This is a genomic window from Streptomyces hesseae (genome assembly GCF_031845785.1).
GTDB lineage: Bacteria > Actinomycetota > Actinomycetes > Streptomycetales > Streptomycetaceae > Streptomyces > Streptomyces hesseae.
Map to the genome: position 1 here is coordinate 1 of NZ_JAVRFI010000028.1, position 18,728 is coordinate 18,728.

An 18,728-nucleotide genomic window follows, 5' to 3' on the forward strand; every position below is an offset into this window, starting at 1 on the left:
CGCCCTGGCCGAATTCCAGGTCGAGGGCATGGCCACCGCCATCCCCTTCCACCGCGCGGTCGTCACCGACCCGGCCTTCACCAGCGACCCGTTCCACATCCACACCCGCTGGATCGAAACCGAATTCGCCAACGCGATAGAGCCGTTCGTCTCTCCGGCCGGTGCGGACGAGGACGAGCCCGAGGGCCGTGAGACGGTCGTCGTCGAGGTGGGCGGCAAGCGGCTGGAGGTCACGCTCCCGTCCTCGTTGGGCGCGAGCTTCGGCAGCGCCCCGGCCGCCGGTGGCGGCGGGCGGCCCAAGCGCCGTGCGGCGAAGAAGGCGGGCGCGGCGGCCTCGGGCGACTCGCTGACCTCGCCGATGCAGGGCACGATCGTCAAGGTGGCGGTCGAGGACGGTCAGCTGGTCAATGAGGGCGACCTCGTCGTGGTCCTGGAGGCCATGAAGATGGAGCAGCCGATCAACGCCCACCGCTCCGGCATGGTGAAGGACTTGGCGGCGGAGGTCGGCGCGTCGCTGTCGTCGGGCGCGGTCATCTGCGAGATCAAGGACTGACGGGCAGGTCGAACGCGCCGGGTGGTCCGGTCCGGGAGGTACCGGACCGGACCACCCGGCGCGGCGTGTGTTCTGTGGGCAGCCCGTGCGGGTCCTGTGGACTCCCTGTATGTTCGATGAACGTAAGTTCCGTTTATGGAGATAAGTCCGCTCTTCGGGTGAACTTTCAGAGCATATGTGTGGCGCGTTTCCCGATGCGGCATGCAATGGACATAGGCTGGCGCGCCATTTCGGCGGCCCTGGGCATCGAGAGAGCGCCGCGACTGGGAGGCCGACATGGCGACATTGTGCAGACCGGCCATCGCTGTCCCCGAGCACGTGATCACAAGGGAGCAGACCCTCGATCTCGCGCGCACGCTGCACGCGGATCACCCCCAGCTGGAGCTGGCGCTCCGGCTGATCGGCAATACGGGTGTGCAGACCAGGCACCTCGTGCAGCCGATCGAGGACACGCTCAAGCACCCCGGCTTCACCGTGCGGAACGCCCGCTACGAGCGCGAGGCCAAGGCCCGTGTCCCCGCCGTCGTACGGCGCGCGCTCGACCACGCCGAGCTGACGACACGTGACATCGACCTGATCGTGTATGTGTCCTGTACGGGCTTCATGATGCCGTCGATGACGGCGTGGCTCATCAACACCATGCGCTTCCGCAACGAGACCCGGCAGCTCCCCATCGCCCAGCTCGGCTGCGCGGCGGGCGGCGCCGCCATCAACCGCGCGCACGACTTCTGCCAGGCCTACCCGGAGGCGAACGTCCTGATCGTGGCCTGCGAGTTCTGCTCGCTGCTCTACCAGCCCACGGACCTCGGCGTCGGCAATCTGCTCTCCAACGGCCTCTTCGGCGACGCCATCGCCTGCGCGGTGGTGCGCGGCGAGGGCGGTACGGGCGTACGGATCGAGCGGAACGGCTCGCACCTGGTGCCCGACACGGAGGAGTGGATCTCCTACGGGGTGCGCGACACGGGATTCCACTTCATCCTGGACAAGCGGGTCCCGGGCACGATGGCCATGCTGGCCCCGGCCATGCGCGACATGGCCGAGCCGCACCAGTGGGACGTCTCCGAGCTCGACTTCTACATCGTCCACGCCGGCGGCCCCCGCATCCTGGACGACCTCAGCCACTACCTCGGCCTGGCTCCAGAAACGTTTCGCTATAGCCGGGAAACGCTCACGGAGCGGGGCAATATCGCCAGCGCGGTCATCTTCGACGCGCTTGAGCGCATGTTCCAGGACGGCGGCGCGGACGATGCCGCCCGGGGCATCATCGCGGGCTTCGGCCCGGGCATCACGGCCGAGATCGCCCTGGGTACGTGGACGTCGGACCGGGAGCGAGTACCGGTGGCGATGCCGCTTTCGGCGTAGCCGGCCGGGGCCAAATCCAGCCCGTCCGGGTGCTTGAGGCCTCGGGGGCCAAATCCAGCCCGTCCGGCGTTTGAGGACCGGGGGCCCGGGGGCGGAGCCCCCCAAAGAAACGGTGAAAGGGCGGGGCCGGGGCAAAGTCACCGCATCCCGCACCGCCCCACCGGCGCCCCCGACACCGCCACAGGTCCCACCCCCACCCCCACCCCCACCCCCAGACCCAACGCCACCGCCACCGCCCGCAAATCGGGCCGATTCCCGATCCGCCCGCCCTCCTTCGGAGGCTCCGCCCCAGTCCCCCGCAGCAAAACGCGAGCCTCACCGGGAGTGAGGGACTCCCTCCCCGCCCCCCGCAACAACCCCTGCACGCACGCCAGCGCCCCCGCCACCACCGCCGCCGCGGCCGACGTGCCGCAGAAGACGTCCGTGTACCAGCGCGCCTCGTCCGGGCCGCCCCGCAGCTCTCCGGGGCCGCCGTCCCACCGGCCGCCCGTGGTGGTGACTTCGTGACCCCACCCCTGGGCGTCCACCCGTCCGCCGTGGTTGGAGAAGGCGAGCCGGGAGCGGTCGGGGCCGTGGTCCCGGCCGTGGGTGCCGGGCGGCGGGGCGCCGGCGCCCACCAGCACGGCCCCGGAATCCGCCCGAGGCGACGGATGCCGCGACGGATGCCGCAACGGATTCCGCCACCAGGCCGGAAACCCGTCCGGCCGTACCTCGTACAGCGCGTCGTCCAGCCCCTCCCCGCCGTTCCCGGCGGCGGCCACGACGAGCACGCCCTTGGCCGTCGCGTGGCGGACGGCCGCGTGGTCGTCGGGCCACCACTCCAGGGGGAGGCAGCCGCGCTGGTCGTCGCGGGCGGCCCAGCCGTGGCGGGGGCCGGGCCGGTGCAGTGGGAGCAGGACGATCCCGCCCGGCGGGAGCCGGTCCGCCGCGGCCAGGACGGCGCGGGCGGTGCCGATGCCGGGGAAGGCCGCGGCGGCGGTGAGGGCGCCGGGCGCGATGCCGGTGATGCCGGAGCCGGTGCGGTCGCCGCCGATGACGCCCAGGGTGTGGGTGCCGTGGTTGCGCCAGGCCGGGTCGTCCAGGGGCGTACCGGCGACGATGCCGGTGAGCTTGCGGCCGAGCCCCTCGTGGCCGAGGTGCCAGGCGGCGTCCACCACGACGACGCCCACGCCCTCGCCGGTGCCGCCCGGGCGACTCCAGGCCCAGCGGGCGTCCACGCCGCCGGGGGCGGGCCCGAGGTAGCCCTGGCGGGGACTGAGGTCAGGGGTCCCCGGTGCAAACCCCCGGCCGGCGGGCAGCACCCCCGGTTTGACGTACGCCGTGTCGATGCCGGGCAGGGTGCCGAGCCGGACGGCGAGCTCGTCGAGGTGGCGTTCGGTGCCGCGCACCCGGTGGAGGAGGGCGAGCTCGGGGACGGTCGTACGGGCGGGGGCGAGCGGCTCCAGGGTGAGCCGTTCGTCGGCGAGGAAGGAGTCGAGCGCGGACAGGTCGGCCCCGGTGAGGGACCGTACGCCCGTGGGGCCGACGCGCAGCGCGGCCTCGGGACAGGTGACCGCGATCAGCTCGCGGCCGACAGGGAGGTAGGTGAAGCCCTCGACCACCACCCGTACACCGTGGCGGGGGCGGACGGAGGGGGGCAAGACGACGGGCACGACTCCGACGGAATCCCGTCAGAGGCCGTGCCCGCAGCCGTGCCCACCACCGAGAACGACTGTCCTGTCCTCAGAGGTCGAACTCCGCGGGGTTGATCCCGAGCGCGAAGCAGACCTCGCGGACGACGGCCTGCTCCGTCTTGTCGAAGTCGCCGTCGGCGCCGCCGATGACAATGCCGATCTGAATGACGGCACGCGCCTCGGTGGGCTTCTTCTGGACCTTGCCGATGGTCTGGAGAACGCTGACCTTGCCGAACTCGAAATCGGCCGACAGCTTCTGGCAGTAGTCGTTGAAACGGGCCTGGAGATCGTCGACGGGGAAGTTCCGCAGAACGTCGTTCGTGGCGATCAGAGAAGCGACGCGCTGTCGCTCGGAAGCGTCGATCGAACCGTCAGCGGCCGCCACCAGGGCGCACATTGCCATGCTCGCGTCACGGAATGCGCCGCTCTTGAGCTCGTTCTTCTTCGCCAGCAGCTGGCCCTGCATTGTGGTGGCGGAATCCTTGAGCCGGTCCCAGAGCGCCATGTGCGTAAATCTCCTTGTGAATACGGGGATGCACTGGCAGAACTGTTGAGACGGGTAAAGAAGTTCCCAAGGGGACCGGTGAGGGTCAGTCATGCGCCGCGTCGAGGTGAAGTGGCTTGATCTTTCCCTCGATCATCGCGCCCAGCCCGAGGACGGAACACACATCGGGATTGTCGGCGATACGGACCACCATGCCCGTGGCCTGCTCGATCATCGTGTCCAGCCCGGGGAGACGGGCGCTGCCGCCCGCGAGCATGATGCCGCGCTCGGCGAGGTCGGCGACCAGATCGGGCGGGCACTCGCGCAGCACCCGGCCGATCGCGTCGAGCACGGCGGTGAGCGGGGTGTGGATGGCCTCGCGGACATGGGCGGTGTTCACGAGCACCGTGCGCGACAGCCCCGTGGCCACGTCGCGCCCGCGCACCTCCGCCTCGCAGCCCATGCGCGCCGGGTCGTAGAGCGCGAGGTGCAGCGGGTGGAGGCCCTGGGAGGGCAGCATCAGCTCGTGGACGCTGCGCAGGTGCTGGATGACGGCGTAGTCGATGGCGTCGCCGCCGGTCGACACCTTCTCGGCGGCGACGATGGAGCCGAGCGAGAGCACGGCGACCTGGGTGGAGGCGGCGCCGCACACCACGATCATCGTGGCCTCCGGCCGCTCGACGGGCAGCCCGCAGCCGACGGCGGCGGCGATGAGCGTGTCGACGAGCTCGACGCGGCGGGAGCCCAGGGCGCTCAGCACCTCGACGGCCGCCCGCTGGGCGATCGGCTCGGCGTCGTGCGGCAGGCAGACGGCGGCCCGCAGCATCGGCTTGCGCCGCCAGGCCCGGCGGATCTTGTCGTTGACCAGGAAGCGCAGCATCCGCTGGGCCATGTCGATGTCGACCACCGTGCCACCGGAGATGGGCCGTACGACCTTGATGTGCCCCGGCGTCCGCCCGGCCATCCCCCCGGCCAGCGAGCCCACCGCGATCAGCGACCCCGTCCGGGAATTGACGGCGGCGAGGCTCGGTTCGTCCACGATCAGGCCGCTGTCCTTGAGGTAGACGCGGGTTCTGGAGGCTCCGAGGTCGACGGCGATGGTGCAACGGGACAGCTGCTCGAGGCTGAGGGTCATCACGGTCCTGCCCTGGGGTGCGCGACGGGTGAGGCATGTGAGGAACACGGCCATCGTGCAAGGCGCCGCGCCGCGCTGCCCGCTGAAATGGGCTGCACGGCGGCATACGGACGCCCGAAAGAGCGGGTGGCGAGTGATGGAGGGCGGATGGTGAGCAGGGGCGGATACGGGCACCCCCGTAGCCCGTGTCCGCACCCGGCTCACGGAAAGGAGTCTGCCAGCACCCACTGACAATCCCCGTGACCTCGGCTTTCACCCCGGCGCGGAGGGGTCTACGCTCGAAGGTATGACCGAGCCGCTCTCCTGGCGGGTCGCCGCGGACCTCGAAGGCCGCCCGACGGACCGGTCCTGCGCCCATCTGACGCAGGTCGCGCCCACGGTGACCCCGAGCACGACGGAAGGCTGCGAGGACTGCCTGCGCATCGGCGCGACGTGGGTCCACCTCCGCGAATGCCTCACCTGCGGCCACATCGGCTGCTGCGACAGCTCGCCCCACCACCACGCGAGCACCCACGCGGGGGAAAACGCCGGCCACGACATCGCCCGGTCCTTCGAACCGGGCGAGACGTGGGCTTGGTGCTACGCGGACGAAGTCCTGCTGCTGCCGTAGGTTGTGGGCAAGCGGCCCGCACCCAAGCGGGCACCACCGGGCGGGGCACCCGAAAGCGCCCCGCCCGGTGGTAGCCGGGCTACCAACTCCCCTTCCGCACCCCCGGCAAATACCCCGCATGCGCCTGCTCCCGCAGTGAAACCCGTGACAGTCCGAACGCCCGGAAGTACCCCCGGGGCCGCCCGTCCACCGCGTCCCGGTTCCGCACCCGCGTCGCGCTCGCGTCACGCGGCTGGCGCTGCAACTCGCGTTGCGCGTCCTGCCGCGCCTCCGCCGTCGTGCGCGGATCGCGGATGACCGCCTTCAGCAGCGCCCGTCGTGCCGCGTAGCGCGCGACGACGATCTTCCGGGCCTCGTTCTTCGCGATCTTGCTCTGCTTGGCCATCAGACCTTCCCTCCCCGGGCCCGGATGCGGGCGACGGCCGCCTCGACGCCGATCGCGTCCACGGTCTTGATCCCCTTCGCGCTGAGCGTGAGCCGCACGGAACGCCCCTCGCTCGCGAGCCAGTACCGCTTGCGCTGGACGTTGGGGTCGAAACGGCGGGACGTGCGGCGGTGGGAGTGGGAGACGGAGTTGCCGAAGCCGGGCTTCCGCCCGGTCAGCTGGCAGTGCGCGGACATGTCCGGGACCTCCCGATCGGCCTAATGAAAATGGAAACCATTTCTGTATAGTAGCCCCCATGCCCCGCAACGATCTACGCCCCGTCGTCAAGCTCCGCTCCACCGCCGGCACGGGCTACACCTACGTCACCCGCAAGAACCGCCGTAACGACCCCGACCGCCTCGAACTCCGCAAGTTCGACCCCGTCGCCGGCCGCCACGTGACCTTCCGAGAGGAGCGCTGACCCGCCATGAAGCCCGGAATCCACCCGCCCTACGGCCCTGTTGTCTTCCGCGACCGCGCCGCGGGATTCGCCTTCCTCACCCGTTCCACCGCAGCCGCCGCGGCCGCCACCGGCGGCAGGACGATCGAGTGGGAGGACGGCAACACCTACCCCGTCATCGACGTCGAGATCTCCTCGGCGAGCCACCCCTTCTACACGGGCACCGCCCGCGTCCTGGACACCGCAGGCCGCGTGGAACGGTTCGAGCGCCGCTACGGCGGGCGCAAGGGCAGCCGGTAATGCGGAAGTTGCCCGTCCTCCTCGTCGCCGGCATGCACGCCGACGCCCGCCGCGCCGTCGTCGACAGCCTCCTCCGCACCGTCCCGGGCTCCGTCGCGCTCCACCACGATCTGTCGACGGCGGCCACCACCGGCACCGTCCGCCGGACCGTGCGCGACCGCTCCGGCACGCTCGACGACGGCGCGACGCCGCTCGTCAACGACTGCGCCTGCTGCGCCCTTCGCGAGGACCTGATCCCCGAGCTGGAGCGCCTCGCCGGGCTCGGCGCCCACCGCCTGGCCGTCGTCGAGCTGTGGGACTCCGTCGAGCCCAAGGCCATGGCGGAGGTCGTCGCCGCGTACGGCGGCCCGGACACCCGGCTCTCCGGGGTGTTCACGGCCGTCGACCCCGCCCTGGTGCTGCCGACGCTCGCCAACGGCGACGACCTCGCCGAGGCCGGGATCGCCGCGGCCCCGACCGACCAACGCACCGTGGGCGACACGTTCGCCCGGCAGCTGGAGTACGTCCCCGTACTGGCCCTGGCGCACGGCGCCGAGGCGGCGGACGAGAGCGACCACGCCCTGCTGCACCAACTCGTCCCCACCGCCCGCTGCATTCCGGCCGAATCCGTGGAGCTGGCCGCCGCGGCCGTCGCCGGGTTCGACGTGGACGCGGCCGCCGCGCGCCAGCACCCGGCCTGCGCGCTGCTGCCGCAGGCGGCCGACGCGCACGGCGTGGCCACGCTCGTATGGCACCGCGACCGGCCGTTCCACCCCGGCCGGCTCTACGCCGCTCTGGAGGACCTGACCTGCGCCGCGGCCCGCAGCAGGGGCAGATTCTGGCTGGCGGACCGGCCCGACACGCTGCTGTCGTGGGACGCGGCGGGCGGCGCCCTGTGCGTCGAGAACGCCGGGCCCTGGCTGGCCGCGCTGCCGGACGCCGCCTGGGAGATGGTGCCCGCCGAACGCCGCGTCGCGGCGGCCCTGGACTGGCACCCGGAGCACGGCGACCGCTCCCAGTACCTCACCTTCACCTCGCCCGGCCTCGACGGCGAGGGGCTCCGCTCACTGCTGGAGTCGTGCCTGCTCACGGACGCCGAGTACGCGGGCGGCCCGGACGCGTGGCGCCGGCTGCCCCCGGCTTTCGACGAGCTCCTGGACCCGGTCTCTTAACTGGGTGCCCACCCCTCCGATTCCCCGAAAGGCTCCCCATGGCCAACCGTCCCGACGCCCCCAAGTACCGCGACAAACGCCGCGACAAGCCGGCCCGGACCCCCCGCCGGAATCCCCTCGACGCCGCCGGGATCACGTACATCGACTACAAGGACACCGATCTCCTCCGGAAGTTCATTTCGGACCGGGGGAAGATCCGCAGCCGCCGGGTGACCCGGGTCACCGCGCGCCAGCAGCGGCAGCTCGGCAGGGCGATCAAGAATGCCCGGGAGATGGCCCTGCTCCCGTATTCCGGAGCCTCCCCGGACGGACGTTCATCTTCCGGGAAGAAGTCGTGAAGTAGTGGCGGGAACACCCTGAGTGCACGTGCATCGGCTCATGCAGAGGCACATGAACGCGGCTATGATCCGGAGCAGTTGCCATCCTCGAATCCGTGTTCAGTGGATGAGGATGCCCCCTGCAATGATCCGGGAGAGTCCAGTGCCCCAGGCGCACAACGGCATGGCCGCCTCGGACATCGAAGATGTCGAATGGCGAAAGAGCCGGTACTCCAACTCCCAGGGCTCCTGCGTGGAGTTCGCGAAGCTTCCGGGTGGCGGAGTTGCCGTGCGCAACTCCCGCCACCCGGACGGTCCGGCGCTCGTGTACACACCCGCCGAGATCGAAGCCATGGTGCTGGGCATCAAGGACGGCGAATTCGACTACCTGCTGCGCGACTAACCCCGTGATCTAGTCGCGGTCGCGTGGCAGCCGGAACAGAGCCCAGACGACTTTGCCGTGCAGCGCGCCCGCGAGTGGGTGCCAGCCCCACGCGTCGCTGAACGACTCGACCAGGTACAGCCCGCGCCCGCACTCGTCCCCGGCGGCGGCCTCGCCCACGACCGGCCCCGACTCGCTCGGATCGCGTACCGCGCACACGAGCCGCGAGGTCCAGCGCATCAGATGCAGGCGTACGGGCGTCTCGTACTCGCCGAGGGCCCGGTCGGCGGCCATCGGTGCGGCCATCGATGCGGATACCGGCGCTGCCGCCGGTATCGCGTACCGCATCGAGTTGGTCACCAGCTCGCTGACGACGAGCGCCACCTCGTCGAAGAGACCGATCAGATCCCATCGATCGAGCGTGGATCGGGTGAATTTCCGAGCACTTCCGACCGCTTCGAAGCGAGGTGGTAGCGAACAGGAGACCGAGGTGGAGGCTGTGGATGAGTCGATCGCGGACAGCCCTCTCCATAAGGGGGAGAGCACAGTCGATCCTTCGGTACCCATCCGAGGCACTCCTGGCAGTCGAGTACGTGACGTGCACGTGTGCGAGCTCCATGGTTGCCAATGCGCCCGGCGGATGCAAGGGCAGATGCACGTGCACGCGGTGGATTTGGGGGCGCACAGGGGGGTTGGGGCGCAATTCTCCCTACGCCCCCTGCGGTAGGGCTCCTGCCCGTGGCTGGTCTCCGTAACCGCGCATGCACTCAACGAAGCCTGAAGATGGCAGACTTCGGCGCCGGGGGTAGCGGGGGTCGCCCTCAGAGAGGCGCGGAAACGACAGACCGGAACAGGACCGGAAGAGGAAGGGTCCCAGAGATGGCCACGAGCGAGTCGAGCGGTTCCGTGGTGCGACGCATACTCCTGGGCTCACAGCTCAGGCGGCTGCGAGAGTCGCGCGGCATCACGCGCGAGGCGGCCGGCTACTCGATCCGAGCGTCCGAGTCGAAGATCAGCCGTATGGAGTTGGGCCGGGTGAGCTTCAAGGCGCGGGATGTGGAGGATCTGCTCACCCTCTACGGGGTCACGGACGGTTCCGAGCGCGAGGCCCTGCTGGGCCTCGCCCGCGAGGCCAATGTCGCCGGGTGGTGGCACAGCTACGGCGATGTGCTCCCCGGGTGGTTCCAGACGTATGTGGGGCTGGAGGGCGCCGCCTCCGACATCTCGATCTACGAGGTGCAGTTCGTACACGGCCTGCTCCAGACCGAGGGCTATGCCCACGCCGTCGTCGTCCGCGGCCAGCCCAATGCCGACGAGGCGGAGATCGAGCGCAGGGTCTCGCTGCGCATGGAGCGGCAGAAGCTGCTGTTCTCCGAGCGCGCGCCCCGCTTCCACGCCGTCCTCGACGAGGCGGCCCTGCACCGCCCGTACGGCGGCGAAACGGTCATGCGCAATCAGCTCCAGCACCTCGCCGACATCTCCGAGCAGCCCAATGTGACCCTCCAGGTGATGCCGTTCGCGCACGGCGGACACGCCGCCGAGAGCGGCGCCTTCACGATGCTGCGCTTCCCCGAGTCGGACCTCTCCGACGTCGTCTACCTGGAGCAGCTGACCAGCGCGCTCTACCTCGACAAGGCCGAGGAAGTGGCCCAGTACGGACGGGTCATGGACCGGCTCCACGAGGACAGCCTCTCCCCGGAGAAGACCCGCGATCTGATTGCGCGACGTCTTCAACTCCTGTGACACATCAGTACGATGACGTCTCAGTAGCGCGACATGGAGCGGCACGGAAGAGCGATGCGCCAACGCGACGCATTCGACCCACTCGACGCACCTCATGACGGGCGCCCCGGGCGCCCCGCATTTCGCAGACGGGATGGCGCATGTCCGACGGCACGCACGGATCGCACGGCACGCACGGATCGTCCACCGGCTATGGCTCCTGTTTCGACACACTGGGCGCCCAGTACATCGACGGCGAGTGGCGGGCCGGCACCGGTTCCTGGGACATTGTCGACTTCAACCCCTACGACGGTGAGAAGCTCGCCTCGATCACGGTCGCCGGTGTCGACGAGATCGACCAGGCCTATCGTGCGGCCGAGCGCGCCCAGCCCGCCTGGGCGGCCGTCAATCCGTACCGCCGCCGCCTGGTCTTCGAGCGGGCCCTGCGCATCATCGACGACAACGAGCCCGAGCTGACCGCCGCCATCACCGCCGAGTGCGGCGGCACGGCCGTGAAGGCCGCCTTCGAGCTCCACCTGGCCAGAGAGTTCTTACGGGAGGCCATCCAGCTCGCGCTGCGCGCCGAGGGACGCATCCTGCCCGCCCCGGACGACACCCGCGAGAACCGCCTCTACCGCGTCCCGGTCGGGGTCGTCGGGGTGATCAGCCCCTTCAACTTCCCCTTCCTCCTCTCGATCAAGTCCGTCGCCCCGGCCCTGGCCCTGGGCAACGCCGTGGTGCTCAAGCCCCACCAGAACACGCCGATATGCGGCGGCGGCCTGGTCGCCAAGCTCTTCGAGGACGCCGGCCTGCCCGGTGGCGTCCTCAACGTCGTCGTCACCGACATAGCGGAGATCGGCGACGCGCTCATCGAGCACCCCGTGCCCAAGGTGATCTCCTTCACCGGCTCCGACAAGGTCGGCCGCCATGTCGCCACCGTCGCCGCCTCGCACTTCAAGCGGACCATCCTCGAACTCGGCGGCAACAGCGCCCTGATCGTCCTCGACGACGCGGACGTCGACTACGCCGTGGACGCCGCTGTTTTCAGTCGTTTCATCCACCAGGGGCAGGTCTGCATGGCCGCCAACCGTGTGCTGGTGGACCGGTCCGTCGAGCGTGAATTCACCGAGAAGTTCGTAGCCAAGGTGCGGACCCTCAAGGTAGGCGACCCCGGCGACCCGGCTACGCATATCGGCCCCCTCATCAACTCCGGCCAGGCGGAGGCCATCACCAGCCTGGTGGACCAGACCGTCGCGGACGGCGCCACCGCCCTCCTGCGCGGCCGGACGGACGGCACCCTGGTCGGCCCCTCCGTCCTCACGGGGCTGCCGGCGGACTCCCCGATCCTGGGCCAGGAGATCTTCGGCCCCGTCGCCCTGATCATCCCCTTCGACGGTGAGGAGGAGGCGGTGCGGCTCGCCAACGCGACGCCGTACGGGCTGAGCGGCGCCGTCCACACCGGCGACATCGAACGCGGCGTCCGGGTGGCCCGGCGGATCGAGACCGGAATGATCCACGTCAACGACGCGACCGTGCACGACGAGGCGATCGTGCCGTTCGGCGGCGAGAAGCACTCGGGCGTGGGACGGCTGAACGGCGACTCGATGGTGGAGGCGTTCACGACGACGAAGTGGATCTCGATCCAGCACGGGCGGAGCGTTTTCCCGTTCTGAGACCCGTGATCCATCTAGGACGGAGCCTGTCCTAGATGGACCCTACCGTTGACCCATCGCACCCCACCGGGGGCGAACGGAGGACGGACGGAAGGCGGGACCCCATGCCCACGCACGTGATCGAGAAGGACTTCTCCGACGAGCGCGCCACACTGCTGGCCTTCCTGGAGGCCCAGCGCGGCGGCCTGCGACGCGCGCTGCTCGGCCTGACGGACGAGCAGGCGAAGGCGAAGCCGAGCGCGAGCGAGCTGTCCCTGGGCGGGCTGCTCAAGCACGCCGTGGAGGTCGAACAGGGGTGGGTCCGCCGGGCCCAGGGCCTGGAGCCGCTGATCAAGCGGGACGAGTCGAACTGGCCCGACAGCTTCCGCCTGATCGAGGACGAGACGGTGAAGGACCGGCTCGCGCGGTGGGAGGTGGTCGCCGCGGAGACCGAGAGCTTCGTCCGCGGGGTGCCGAGCCTGGAGGACACCTTCGACCTGCCGGAGGCCCCTTGGTTCCCGAAGGCCAAGGTGTCCATGCGCTGGCTGGTGCTCCACCTGATCGAGGAGACGGCCCGCCACGCCGGCCACGCCGACATCATCCGCGAGACGATCGACGGCAAGACCGCCTTCGAGCTGGTGGCCCAGGAGCGGGGCGAGGCCGCCTAGGCCGGGCGCGGACGCCTAGGCTGGATCGCCTCAGAGCGATCGAAGAGAAGACCGAGGCGAAGATGTCGGCCATCCGGCTGCTGGTCCTGGGCGCGGTCCGGCAACACGGCCGCGCCCACGGTTACCAGGTCCGCGGCGACCTGGAGATGTGGGGCGCCCAGGAATGGTCGAGCGCCCAGCCGGGCTCGATCTACCACGCGCTCAAGGCCATGGCCAAGCAGGGCCTCCTCGTCGCCCACGACACCGCCCCCAGCGAGGCGGGCGGCCCCCCGCGCACGGAGTACGAACTGACGCCGGCGGGCGAGGCGGAGTACTTCACTCTCCTGCGGGCGGCCCTGATCGCCCACGACCAGAAGACGGACGTCCTGACGGCGGGCATCGGTTTCCTGGTCGACCTGCCGCGCGCCGAGGCCATCGCGCTGCTCCGGCAGCGTGTGGCCGCACTGGAGGAATGGCGCGCCGACATCGACCGCCGCTGGACCCCGGGCGAGGGCGAGGACTGGGGCCACATCGCCGAGATCGGCATGCTGTGGCGGGGCATCGCCGAGGCGCGGGAGCGCTGGGCGCGCGGCTTGATCGCCCGCTTGGAGGCGGGGGCGTATGTGATGGCGGGGGAGGGCGAGCCCTGGAAGGGGATCGTGCACTGAGATGGTGTACGCGGGGGGCTTCGGGCCGGTACGGTGGGACGCGAAGTGGCCCCCGCCAGGAGCCGGATACTCCATGACGAGGGCCAACCGAAGCAGACGGTTCGTTGATCGGGAATCCTCACTCGATCTGAGGATTGCCGATCACCGTCCGGCCTTCGGTCATCGACCGGGCATCCACCCCCTCACCTTCCGCGCGATGCGCTTCCAGATCGACGGACGAATCCTCCGGTGACGCCCCACTGGCGCCCCCCTTCATACGACGCGGCCAAATCCGGTGACCGCCGCCGGAGGAACCCGTTATTGGGCCCTCACCGGCCCAACGTGCAGACGATTCCTCGTTGTAGGGGGGGCGCGCTCGGCGCGCCAAGAGAGACTTTACAGACGGACGGGTCTGTCGAGCCCGTATGCCCGGTATTGTCAAGTACCTAACGCCGTAGGGTCGTTACCGCCCACCGATGTGTAGATTCCTGGTCGAGTCTGTGCGTATCGCAGCCGAAGGCGCCCCCGCTTCTACGCTGGATCCCCACTGTTGTGGGGAGGGCGGAACGCGTGCAACAGGGCGGGACGAACAATGAGTTCAGTAACTCAAAAGCCGAAGTCGTCTTCATGGGGCAGAACATCCACATCGGAGGATCAGCCTGCCCCTCGACCTCCGCCGTGGACGGCTGGGTGGACCTCGCCGTCCGTTCCACGGTGTGGCGGCACATACCGGCCGACCGCGACGTGGCCTTCTTCCGGGAGCGCGTCGCCGAGACCGTCGCGGCCCTGGCCCGCCTCCGGGACGAGGCGGAGCGCGAGTCGGCCGCCGACGACCCCTGGCGGGACGACGGCGTCGTCCCGCGCTTCGCGGAGAGCGTGGAGTGGCTGCTGGGGGAGCCGGGGCCCGAGCGCCGGCTCGACCTCTACCCGGCGGAGGCCGCCCTCCTCGTCCTGATGCCGTTCGTCCACCGCGTGCAGTCCTTGCGCCTGACAGCGGCCTTACGAGCACTGGTCGACCCGACACGTCTGGACCGGCAGCCCGGGCCGGGCCACGAGCGCGCGTCGTTCGAAGTGTTCGCCGAGGGGCACGACCTGCTCGTCAAACGCGCCCTCCAGCACCCCGAGGCAGCGGAACCCATCGGCTGGTGGCTGTTCCACCGGTGGCTGGCGCTGCGGGAAGAGTTCTCGGACGCCGCAACGGTCCGCACCCTGTGGGAGACGGTCGGTGACCCGGCCGCCGCACTCGGGGAGACCCTCGAACCCCGCCGGATCTGCCGCCTTCTCCACGGCCTCCGCCGCGGCCCCGACGTCTGCAACCGCGAATACCTCGACGAACTCCCCGCCGATGACGCCGCCGGCGTACGAGGCGGCGGCCCCCAGCGCATCCGTGACCAGCGACTCGCCCTGCTCCTCACCCTCGCCCACGGCGCGAGCCGCGAGATCACGGCCCTCCCGCAGATCGTCGTGGAGCACCTGGGCATCCCCCACCCCGTAGACCTCGACCAGCTCCGCCGCACGCTGGAGAGATCCCGTTGGGGCGGCTCCCACGACCTCCCCGTCCTGCACGCCGAATGCCACCACGAAGCCGTCATCGAGGGCCTCCGCGCCTACACGGACCGCACGGACGGCCTCCTGGCGGCCGTACGCCGAACGGCCCGCGAGCGCGTCACCCACTCCCTGCCCGCCCTCCCGGCCCGGCTGTCGGCGGACGGGGTGACCCCGGCGGAAGGCGCCTTCACCGGCTGGGCCAGCTTCCGCCTCGACGAGCGCCGCGTCCGCGACCTCCTCATGGGCGTCCAGCTCTACCGCGACCGCGACCTCGCCGTCCGCGAGCTCTACCAGAACGCGCTGGACGCCTGCCGGTATCGCCGCGCCCGTACGCAGTACCTGGACCGCACGCGCGACGCCACGTACACGTACGACGGCCGGATCGCCTTCGAGCAGGGCGAGGACGGCGACGGCCGCGAGTACGTCGAGTGCCGGGACAACGGCGTCGGCATGGGCGAGTCGGAGCTTCGCGGGGTCTTCTCCCAGGCGGGTTCGCGCTTCGTCGATCAGCTCGACTTCAAGCTGGAACGGGCCGGGTGGGCGGAGACCGTCCCCCCGGTGGAGCTGTTCCCCAACAGCCGTTTCGGCATCGGCGTGCTGAGCTATTTCATGCTCGCGGATGAGATTCGGGTGACGACGTGCCGCATGGACGCGAAGGGGCGGCTCGGACCGCTGCTCCGGGTGTCCATCTTCGGTCCCGGGCACCTTTTCCGTATCGAGCGGCTGGCGGAGTGCGGGGAGGAGGCCGGCACCCAGATCCGGCTTTATCTGAGAGGTGTGGACGAGAGGTGGTCATGCCTCACGGCCCTCGAAAGGGTCCTGGGAATCGCCGAGTTCCCGACCGAGGCCCGGCACGGCGACCGGTGCAGTACGTGGGACGCCGACCGGCTCACGGCGAGAAGGGCACCGGACCAGGAGCGTTTCGGGCTGAACGTCCACGGCACGCTGGTGGAGTGGGCGGAGGCGCCGGACGGCGTACAGGTGTTCTGGTGCGAGCGCGGGGGCGGGCTGTTCGTGGACGGGCTGGTCGTCCAGCCCGAGACCCGTCGGGGCGTGCTCACGGCGCGCACCCACTCGGGGCTGGCGGGGGTGGTCGTGAACCTCTCCGGCGCCCACGCCCCCGGGCGGCTCTCGGTCGACCGGTCGCGGATTCTGGACGACGTCTCGGGGCAAGTGGCCGACCTCCTGGCTGCGGCCCTGAAGAGTCTGCTCACGAGCGATGAGCCGCTTCCCCGCTATGAGTGGATCTGCCGCCTCGCCGACTCCAGCGCGTGCCTGGCCGACCTGGTCACAAAAGCGGCGGTCGAGGCGGGACGCGTCCTGGAATACGAAGGCCACCGGATCGACATGGCCACGGCCGGATGCCTTCCCGCCGACATGAAGGTTCTCCCCGTGGGGACCTTCGGAACGCACGACCGGCGCGACACCTTGAGGGACCTGCCCTGGACGAACACCATCGGAGACCCGCCCGACCACATCCTGCTCTGGCGGATCATCGCCCATGGACCCAACGCCGCGCTGACGGCTCTGGAGGAGGTCTGCCCGGAGATCCAGGACGTACGGGTACGCCCGGCCCTCCCCTCCGACGACCTGCTGCTTTCCAGGAGGGGGGACGCCCACTACCGGCTCTGGAACATCCGGGCCATGGGATATTCCAAGCTCCTCGAACGATCCGTCGATATGGCGGACACGCTCGGCATCTCCTGGCGGTCCGCCGCCCGGCGCGCCGCCGAACTGGGCATCCGGACCGTGGACCGGCCCGTGACCGTGGCGGAGCTGCGGAGCGCGGCACGAATCATGGGAGTGGGATCCGAGGAAGCGGCCGTGCGCTGGAGAGACCTGGGCGTCCCGGTGCGGGAGGCGGTGGTGACCCTTGCGACGGCAGGCGCGCACGACCCCGTGGTCCGCCAGGACCTGGGTGCCGAAGGCGACAGAAGTGGGTGGCTGGACCCCGATGAGATCGTTCCTCCCGGCCATGTCGCCAAGGCGAGCCGGGTGCTGGACGTTCCGGTCCCCGACGTGTGCGCCAGGCTCGCCGCGTACGGCCTGCGCTATGACGCGACCGGTTTGCCGGACCGGCCGGATGACAGGACCATGGCTCTGCTGAGTGAACGCGCCAACGGGAAGGCGCCATGGCGCGGGCACGAGCAGCCGATCCCACCGGGCCAGGTGCTCGAGAATTCCCACGACCTGGGGATCCCTCCGGGGCAATTGCTGGCGGAGCTCGCCTACCTGGGCTTCACCACTCCCTCGGTGTTCCCGGCTGACGCACACCCCGACGACGCCCGGCTGCTCTGTGACACCAGCGGCTATCTGCGACCGGGCAAGGGGGTCCTGTACCGCCATCTTCTCCAAGACGCCGGCCGTTCGCCCCAGGAGGTCATCGACCGCTTGCGGGCCTATGGCATCGACATTCCGCTGAAGTTTCCTTCCGCGCCGACGCGGCTGGACAAGGAACTGCTGACGGACGGAACACTGTGGTGGGGACTCCACACGTCGGAGCTCGTTCCGTTCGCCCATGTCGTACGGCTTGCCGAGATGCTGCGGACAGAGCCGAGCGAGGTGGCGTGGTACCTCCGTGGCTATGGCGTCTCCCTGGCGCGGGACGACCTGCCGGAGGGGCTGACCTTCACCGATGCGCTGAGACTCGTCAAACGGGGCAACCTTGGCGCGGACCTGCGGTTCGTGACCGTGCTGCGGAACTTCTCCTTTGTCCAGCTCCTGAGTGTCTCGCTCCGTGTAGGTCAGCCATTGAGCCAGGTGGCCACGTGGCTGCGGGAGTTGGGGCTGTGGAGCGGCTCTGTGGCGGACGCCGTCCGGGAGACGCTCAGCCGCGTCCCGCGCGCCTGAGCCCGGCCCTTACGCGGGCCATGTGGGCCCGTACGGACGCCTCGTGCTCCTCCGGGCTCGGCCCGGCGGCGGGCACGTCCGGGCCCTGGCAAGGGCGGCAGAGCCCGCCGGAGAGGGCCTCCGGGCGGCCCGGGGTGCGGCAGGAGGTGCACTCCATGATGCGGCGGGCTGGGGCGGTGGTGGCCGGCGTCCGGGTCGGGGGTGGCTCCGGCGGCATCTTCTCCGTGAGACGCGATCGGGTGAAGGCGGCGGGGTGGTGGACGGGGGACGGGAGGGCGGTGGTGAGGGCGGCGATGAGTTGGGCGGGTGGGATGCCGCGTGCCAGCCATTCCGCCGCGAGGGGTTCGAGGTCGGCGCACTCCTTCGCGGAGAGGGCGAGGCGGAAGTCGGTGCGGCCGAGGGTGGCGAGGGCCGTGTAGGCGGGTGACCGCTGCGGCTTCGGGTCGGGCTGTGGCTCGTCGCCCTCGTTCAGCCAGCGCTCCCACCACGCGTCACTGCGCGCCGTTCGTGAAAAGTACGTGCGGAACACCCACTGGGTGCTGTCCTCGTCGGCCGGCTCGCGGACGCGGCGCAGGTGGCCCGCCTCGGAGAGGTTGTTGAGGGCGGTGCGGAGGGCCTGCTGCCCGTAGGGCAGCTCCTTGGCCAGCGTCTTCACGTCCATCGCCGCGCCGTCGGGGAGGCGGTCGATGTGGGAGGCGATGTACGCCTCGCGGGCGGGGAGATGGGTGAAGGTGTCCGTGGCGCGACGGGCCTGGCCGGGGGCGGAGCGTTTTCCGTAGCCGGGGGAGGCCATTGGGGGAGCGTAGGGGCGCGCGTCGGCGCTAACCTTGGCGGCAGCCATGAGATCGTCCTTACCGATCTTGATGGTCAG

At 70.5% G+C, this 18,728-nt stretch carries 20 protein-coding genes; 13 read left to right on the forward strand and 7 right to left on the reverse strand.

Features of this window, described 5'->3' with window-relative positions:
• Both RM609_RS29520 and RM609_RS29525 read left to right on the forward strand, forming a co-directional pair.
• A partial coding sequence (locus RM609_RS29520) for a biotin/lipoyl-containing protein (RefSeq protein ID WP_311614848.1) occupies nt 1-553 on the forward strand: 553 nt, incomplete at its 5' end.
• A 276-nt stretch (nt 554-829) separates the two neighbouring features.
• Complete coding sequence (locus RM609_RS29525) at nt 830-1,915, forward strand: type III polyketide synthase (RefSeq protein WP_311614849.1); 1,086 nt, start codon at nt 830-832, stop codon at nt 1,913-1,915.
• 137 nt (nt 1,916-2,052) lie between these two features.
• Here the strand turns inward: RM609_RS29525 and RM609_RS29530 are convergent, their stop codons facing one another.
• The 3 genes from RM609_RS29530 to RM609_RS29540 all read right to left on the reverse strand — a co-directional run bounded on the left by RM609_RS29530 (nt 2,053) and on the right by RM609_RS29540 (nt 5,207).
• Nucleotides 2,053-3,567 (reverse strand): S8 family serine peptidase, encoded by a 1,515-nt coding sequence (locus RM609_RS29530; RefSeq protein ID WP_311614851.1) that lies wholly within the window; start codon nt 3,565-3,567, stop codon nt 2,053-2,055.
• A gap of 70 nt (nt 3,568-3,637) precedes the next feature.
• Complete coding sequence (locus tag RM609_RS29535) at nt 3,638-4,093, reverse strand: tellurite resistance TerB family protein (RefSeq protein ID WP_311614854.1); 456 nt, start codon at nt 4,091-4,093, stop codon at nt 3,638-3,640.
• A gap of 85 nt (nt 4,094-4,178) precedes the next feature.
• Nucleotides 4,179-5,207, reverse strand: a complete 1,029-nt coding sequence (locus tag RM609_RS29540; protein ID WP_311614855.1) for a rod shape-determining protein — start codon at nt 5,205-5,207, stop codon at nt 4,179-4,181.
• A 286-nt stretch (nt 5,208-5,493) separates the two neighbouring features.
• Here RM609_RS29540 and RM609_RS29545 point away from each other — a divergent pair, with 286 nt between their 5' ends.
• Complete coding sequence (locus RM609_RS29545; RefSeq protein WP_311614857.1) at nt 5,494-5,817, forward strand: UBP-type zinc finger domain-containing protein; 324 nt, start codon at nt 5,494-5,496, stop codon at nt 5,815-5,817.
• Between the two features lie 79 nt (nt 5,818-5,896).
• On the opposite strand, the gene rpsN is transcribed toward RM609_RS29545, so the two are convergent.
• Nucleotides 5,897-6,202 carry a 30S ribosomal protein S14 gene (gene rpsN / locus RM609_RS29550; protein WP_311614859.1) on the reverse strand — a complete coding sequence of 102 codons (306 nt, stop codon included), beginning with the start codon at nt 6,200-6,202 and terminating at the stop codon, nt 5,897-5,899.
• Entirely contained in the window at nt 6,202-6,438 is a 237-nt protein-coding gene (gene rpmB, locus RM609_RS29555; RefSeq protein WP_311614862.1) for a 50S ribosomal protein L28, read from the reverse strand. The genes rpsN and rpmB overlap by 1 nt, the downstream gene beginning before the upstream one ends.
• Nucleotides 6,439-6,497: 59 nt before the next feature.
• On the opposite strand from rpmB, the gene rpmG reads away from it, so the two are divergent.
• From rpmG to RM609_RS29580, 5 genes are all read left to right on the forward strand, one after another.
• Nucleotides 6,498-6,662, forward strand: a complete 165-nt coding sequence (gene rpmG, locus RM609_RS29560) for a 50S ribosomal protein L33 (protein ID WP_311614863.1) — start codon at nt 6,498-6,500, stop codon at nt 6,660-6,662.
• A 6-nt stretch (nt 6,663-6,668) separates the two neighbouring features.
• Nucleotides 6,669-6,941, forward strand: a complete 273-nt coding sequence (locus tag RM609_RS29565; RefSeq protein ID WP_311614864.1) for a type B 50S ribosomal protein L31 — start codon at nt 6,669-6,671, stop codon at nt 6,939-6,941.
• On the forward strand, nt 6,941-8,092 hold the full coding sequence (locus RM609_RS29570; RefSeq protein ID WP_311614866.1) for a CobW family GTP-binding protein: 1,152 nt from the start codon (nt 6,941-6,943) through the stop codon (nt 8,090-8,092). Before RM609_RS29565 ends, RM609_RS29570 begins: the two co-directional genes overlap by 1 nt.
• A 38-nt stretch (nt 8,093-8,130) precedes the next feature.
• A complete protein-coding gene (gene rpsR, locus RM609_RS29575) occupies nt 8,131-8,430 on the forward strand; it encodes a 30S ribosomal protein S18 (RefSeq protein ID WP_311614867.1) in 300 nt (99 codons plus the stop codon).
• 106 nt (nt 8,431-8,536) lie between these two features.
• Entirely contained in the window at nt 8,537-8,812 is a 276-nt protein-coding gene (locus tag RM609_RS29580; RefSeq protein WP_438828567.1) for a DUF397 domain-containing protein, read from the forward strand.
• A 9-nt stretch (nt 8,813-8,821) separates the two neighbouring features.
• On the opposite strand, the gene RM609_RS29585 is transcribed toward RM609_RS29580, so the two are convergent.
• A complete protein-coding gene (locus RM609_RS29585; protein ID WP_311614870.1) occupies nt 8,822-9,358 on the reverse strand; it encodes an ATP-binding protein in 537 nt (178 codons plus the stop codon).
• A 312-nt stretch (nt 9,359-9,670) separates the two neighbouring features.
• Here RM609_RS29585 and RM609_RS29590 point away from each other — a divergent pair, with 312 nt between their 5' ends.
• The 5 genes from RM609_RS29590 to RM609_RS29610 all read left to right on the forward strand — a co-directional run bounded on the left by RM609_RS29590 (nt 9,671) and on the right by RM609_RS29610 (nt 17,857).
• Nucleotides 9,671-10,534 carry a Sco1979 family transcriptional regulator gene (locus RM609_RS29590; protein ID WP_311614872.1) on the forward strand — a complete coding sequence of 288 codons (864 nt, stop codon included), beginning with the start codon at nt 9,671-9,673 and terminating at the stop codon, nt 10,532-10,534.
• A 140-nt stretch (nt 10,535-10,674) separates the two neighbouring features.
• A complete protein-coding gene (locus RM609_RS29595) occupies nt 10,675-12,186 on the forward strand; it encodes an aldehyde dehydrogenase family protein (protein WP_311614874.1) in 1,512 nt (503 codons plus the stop codon).
• 104 nt (nt 12,187-12,290) lie between these two features.
• Nucleotides 12,291-12,833 (forward strand): DinB family protein, encoded by a 543-nt coding sequence (locus RM609_RS29600; protein ID WP_311614875.1) that lies wholly within the window; start codon nt 12,291-12,293, stop codon nt 12,831-12,833.
• Nucleotides 12,834-12,895: 62 nt separating this feature from the next.
• The gene (locus tag RM609_RS29605; RefSeq protein WP_311614877.1) at nt 12,896-13,480 is read left to right on the forward strand and encodes a PadR family transcriptional regulator; all 585 of its coding nucleotides are present in this window, start codon (nt 12,896-12,898) and stop codon (nt 13,478-13,480) included.
• Between the two features lie 606 nt (nt 13,481-14,086).
• Entirely contained in the window at nt 14,087-17,857 is a 3,771-nt protein-coding gene (locus RM609_RS29610) for a wHTH domain-containing protein (protein WP_311614879.1), read from the forward strand.
• On the opposite strand, the gene RM609_RS29615 is transcribed toward RM609_RS29610, so the two are convergent.
• The gene (locus RM609_RS29615; RefSeq protein WP_311614881.1) at nt 17,835-18,650 is read right to left on the reverse strand and encodes a MarR family transcriptional regulator; all 816 of its coding nucleotides are present in this window, start codon (nt 18,648-18,650) and stop codon (nt 17,835-17,837) included. The two genes, RM609_RS29610 and RM609_RS29615, sit on opposite strands and share 23 nt — an antisense overlap.
• Nucleotides 18,651-18,728 lie beyond the last annotated feature (78 nt).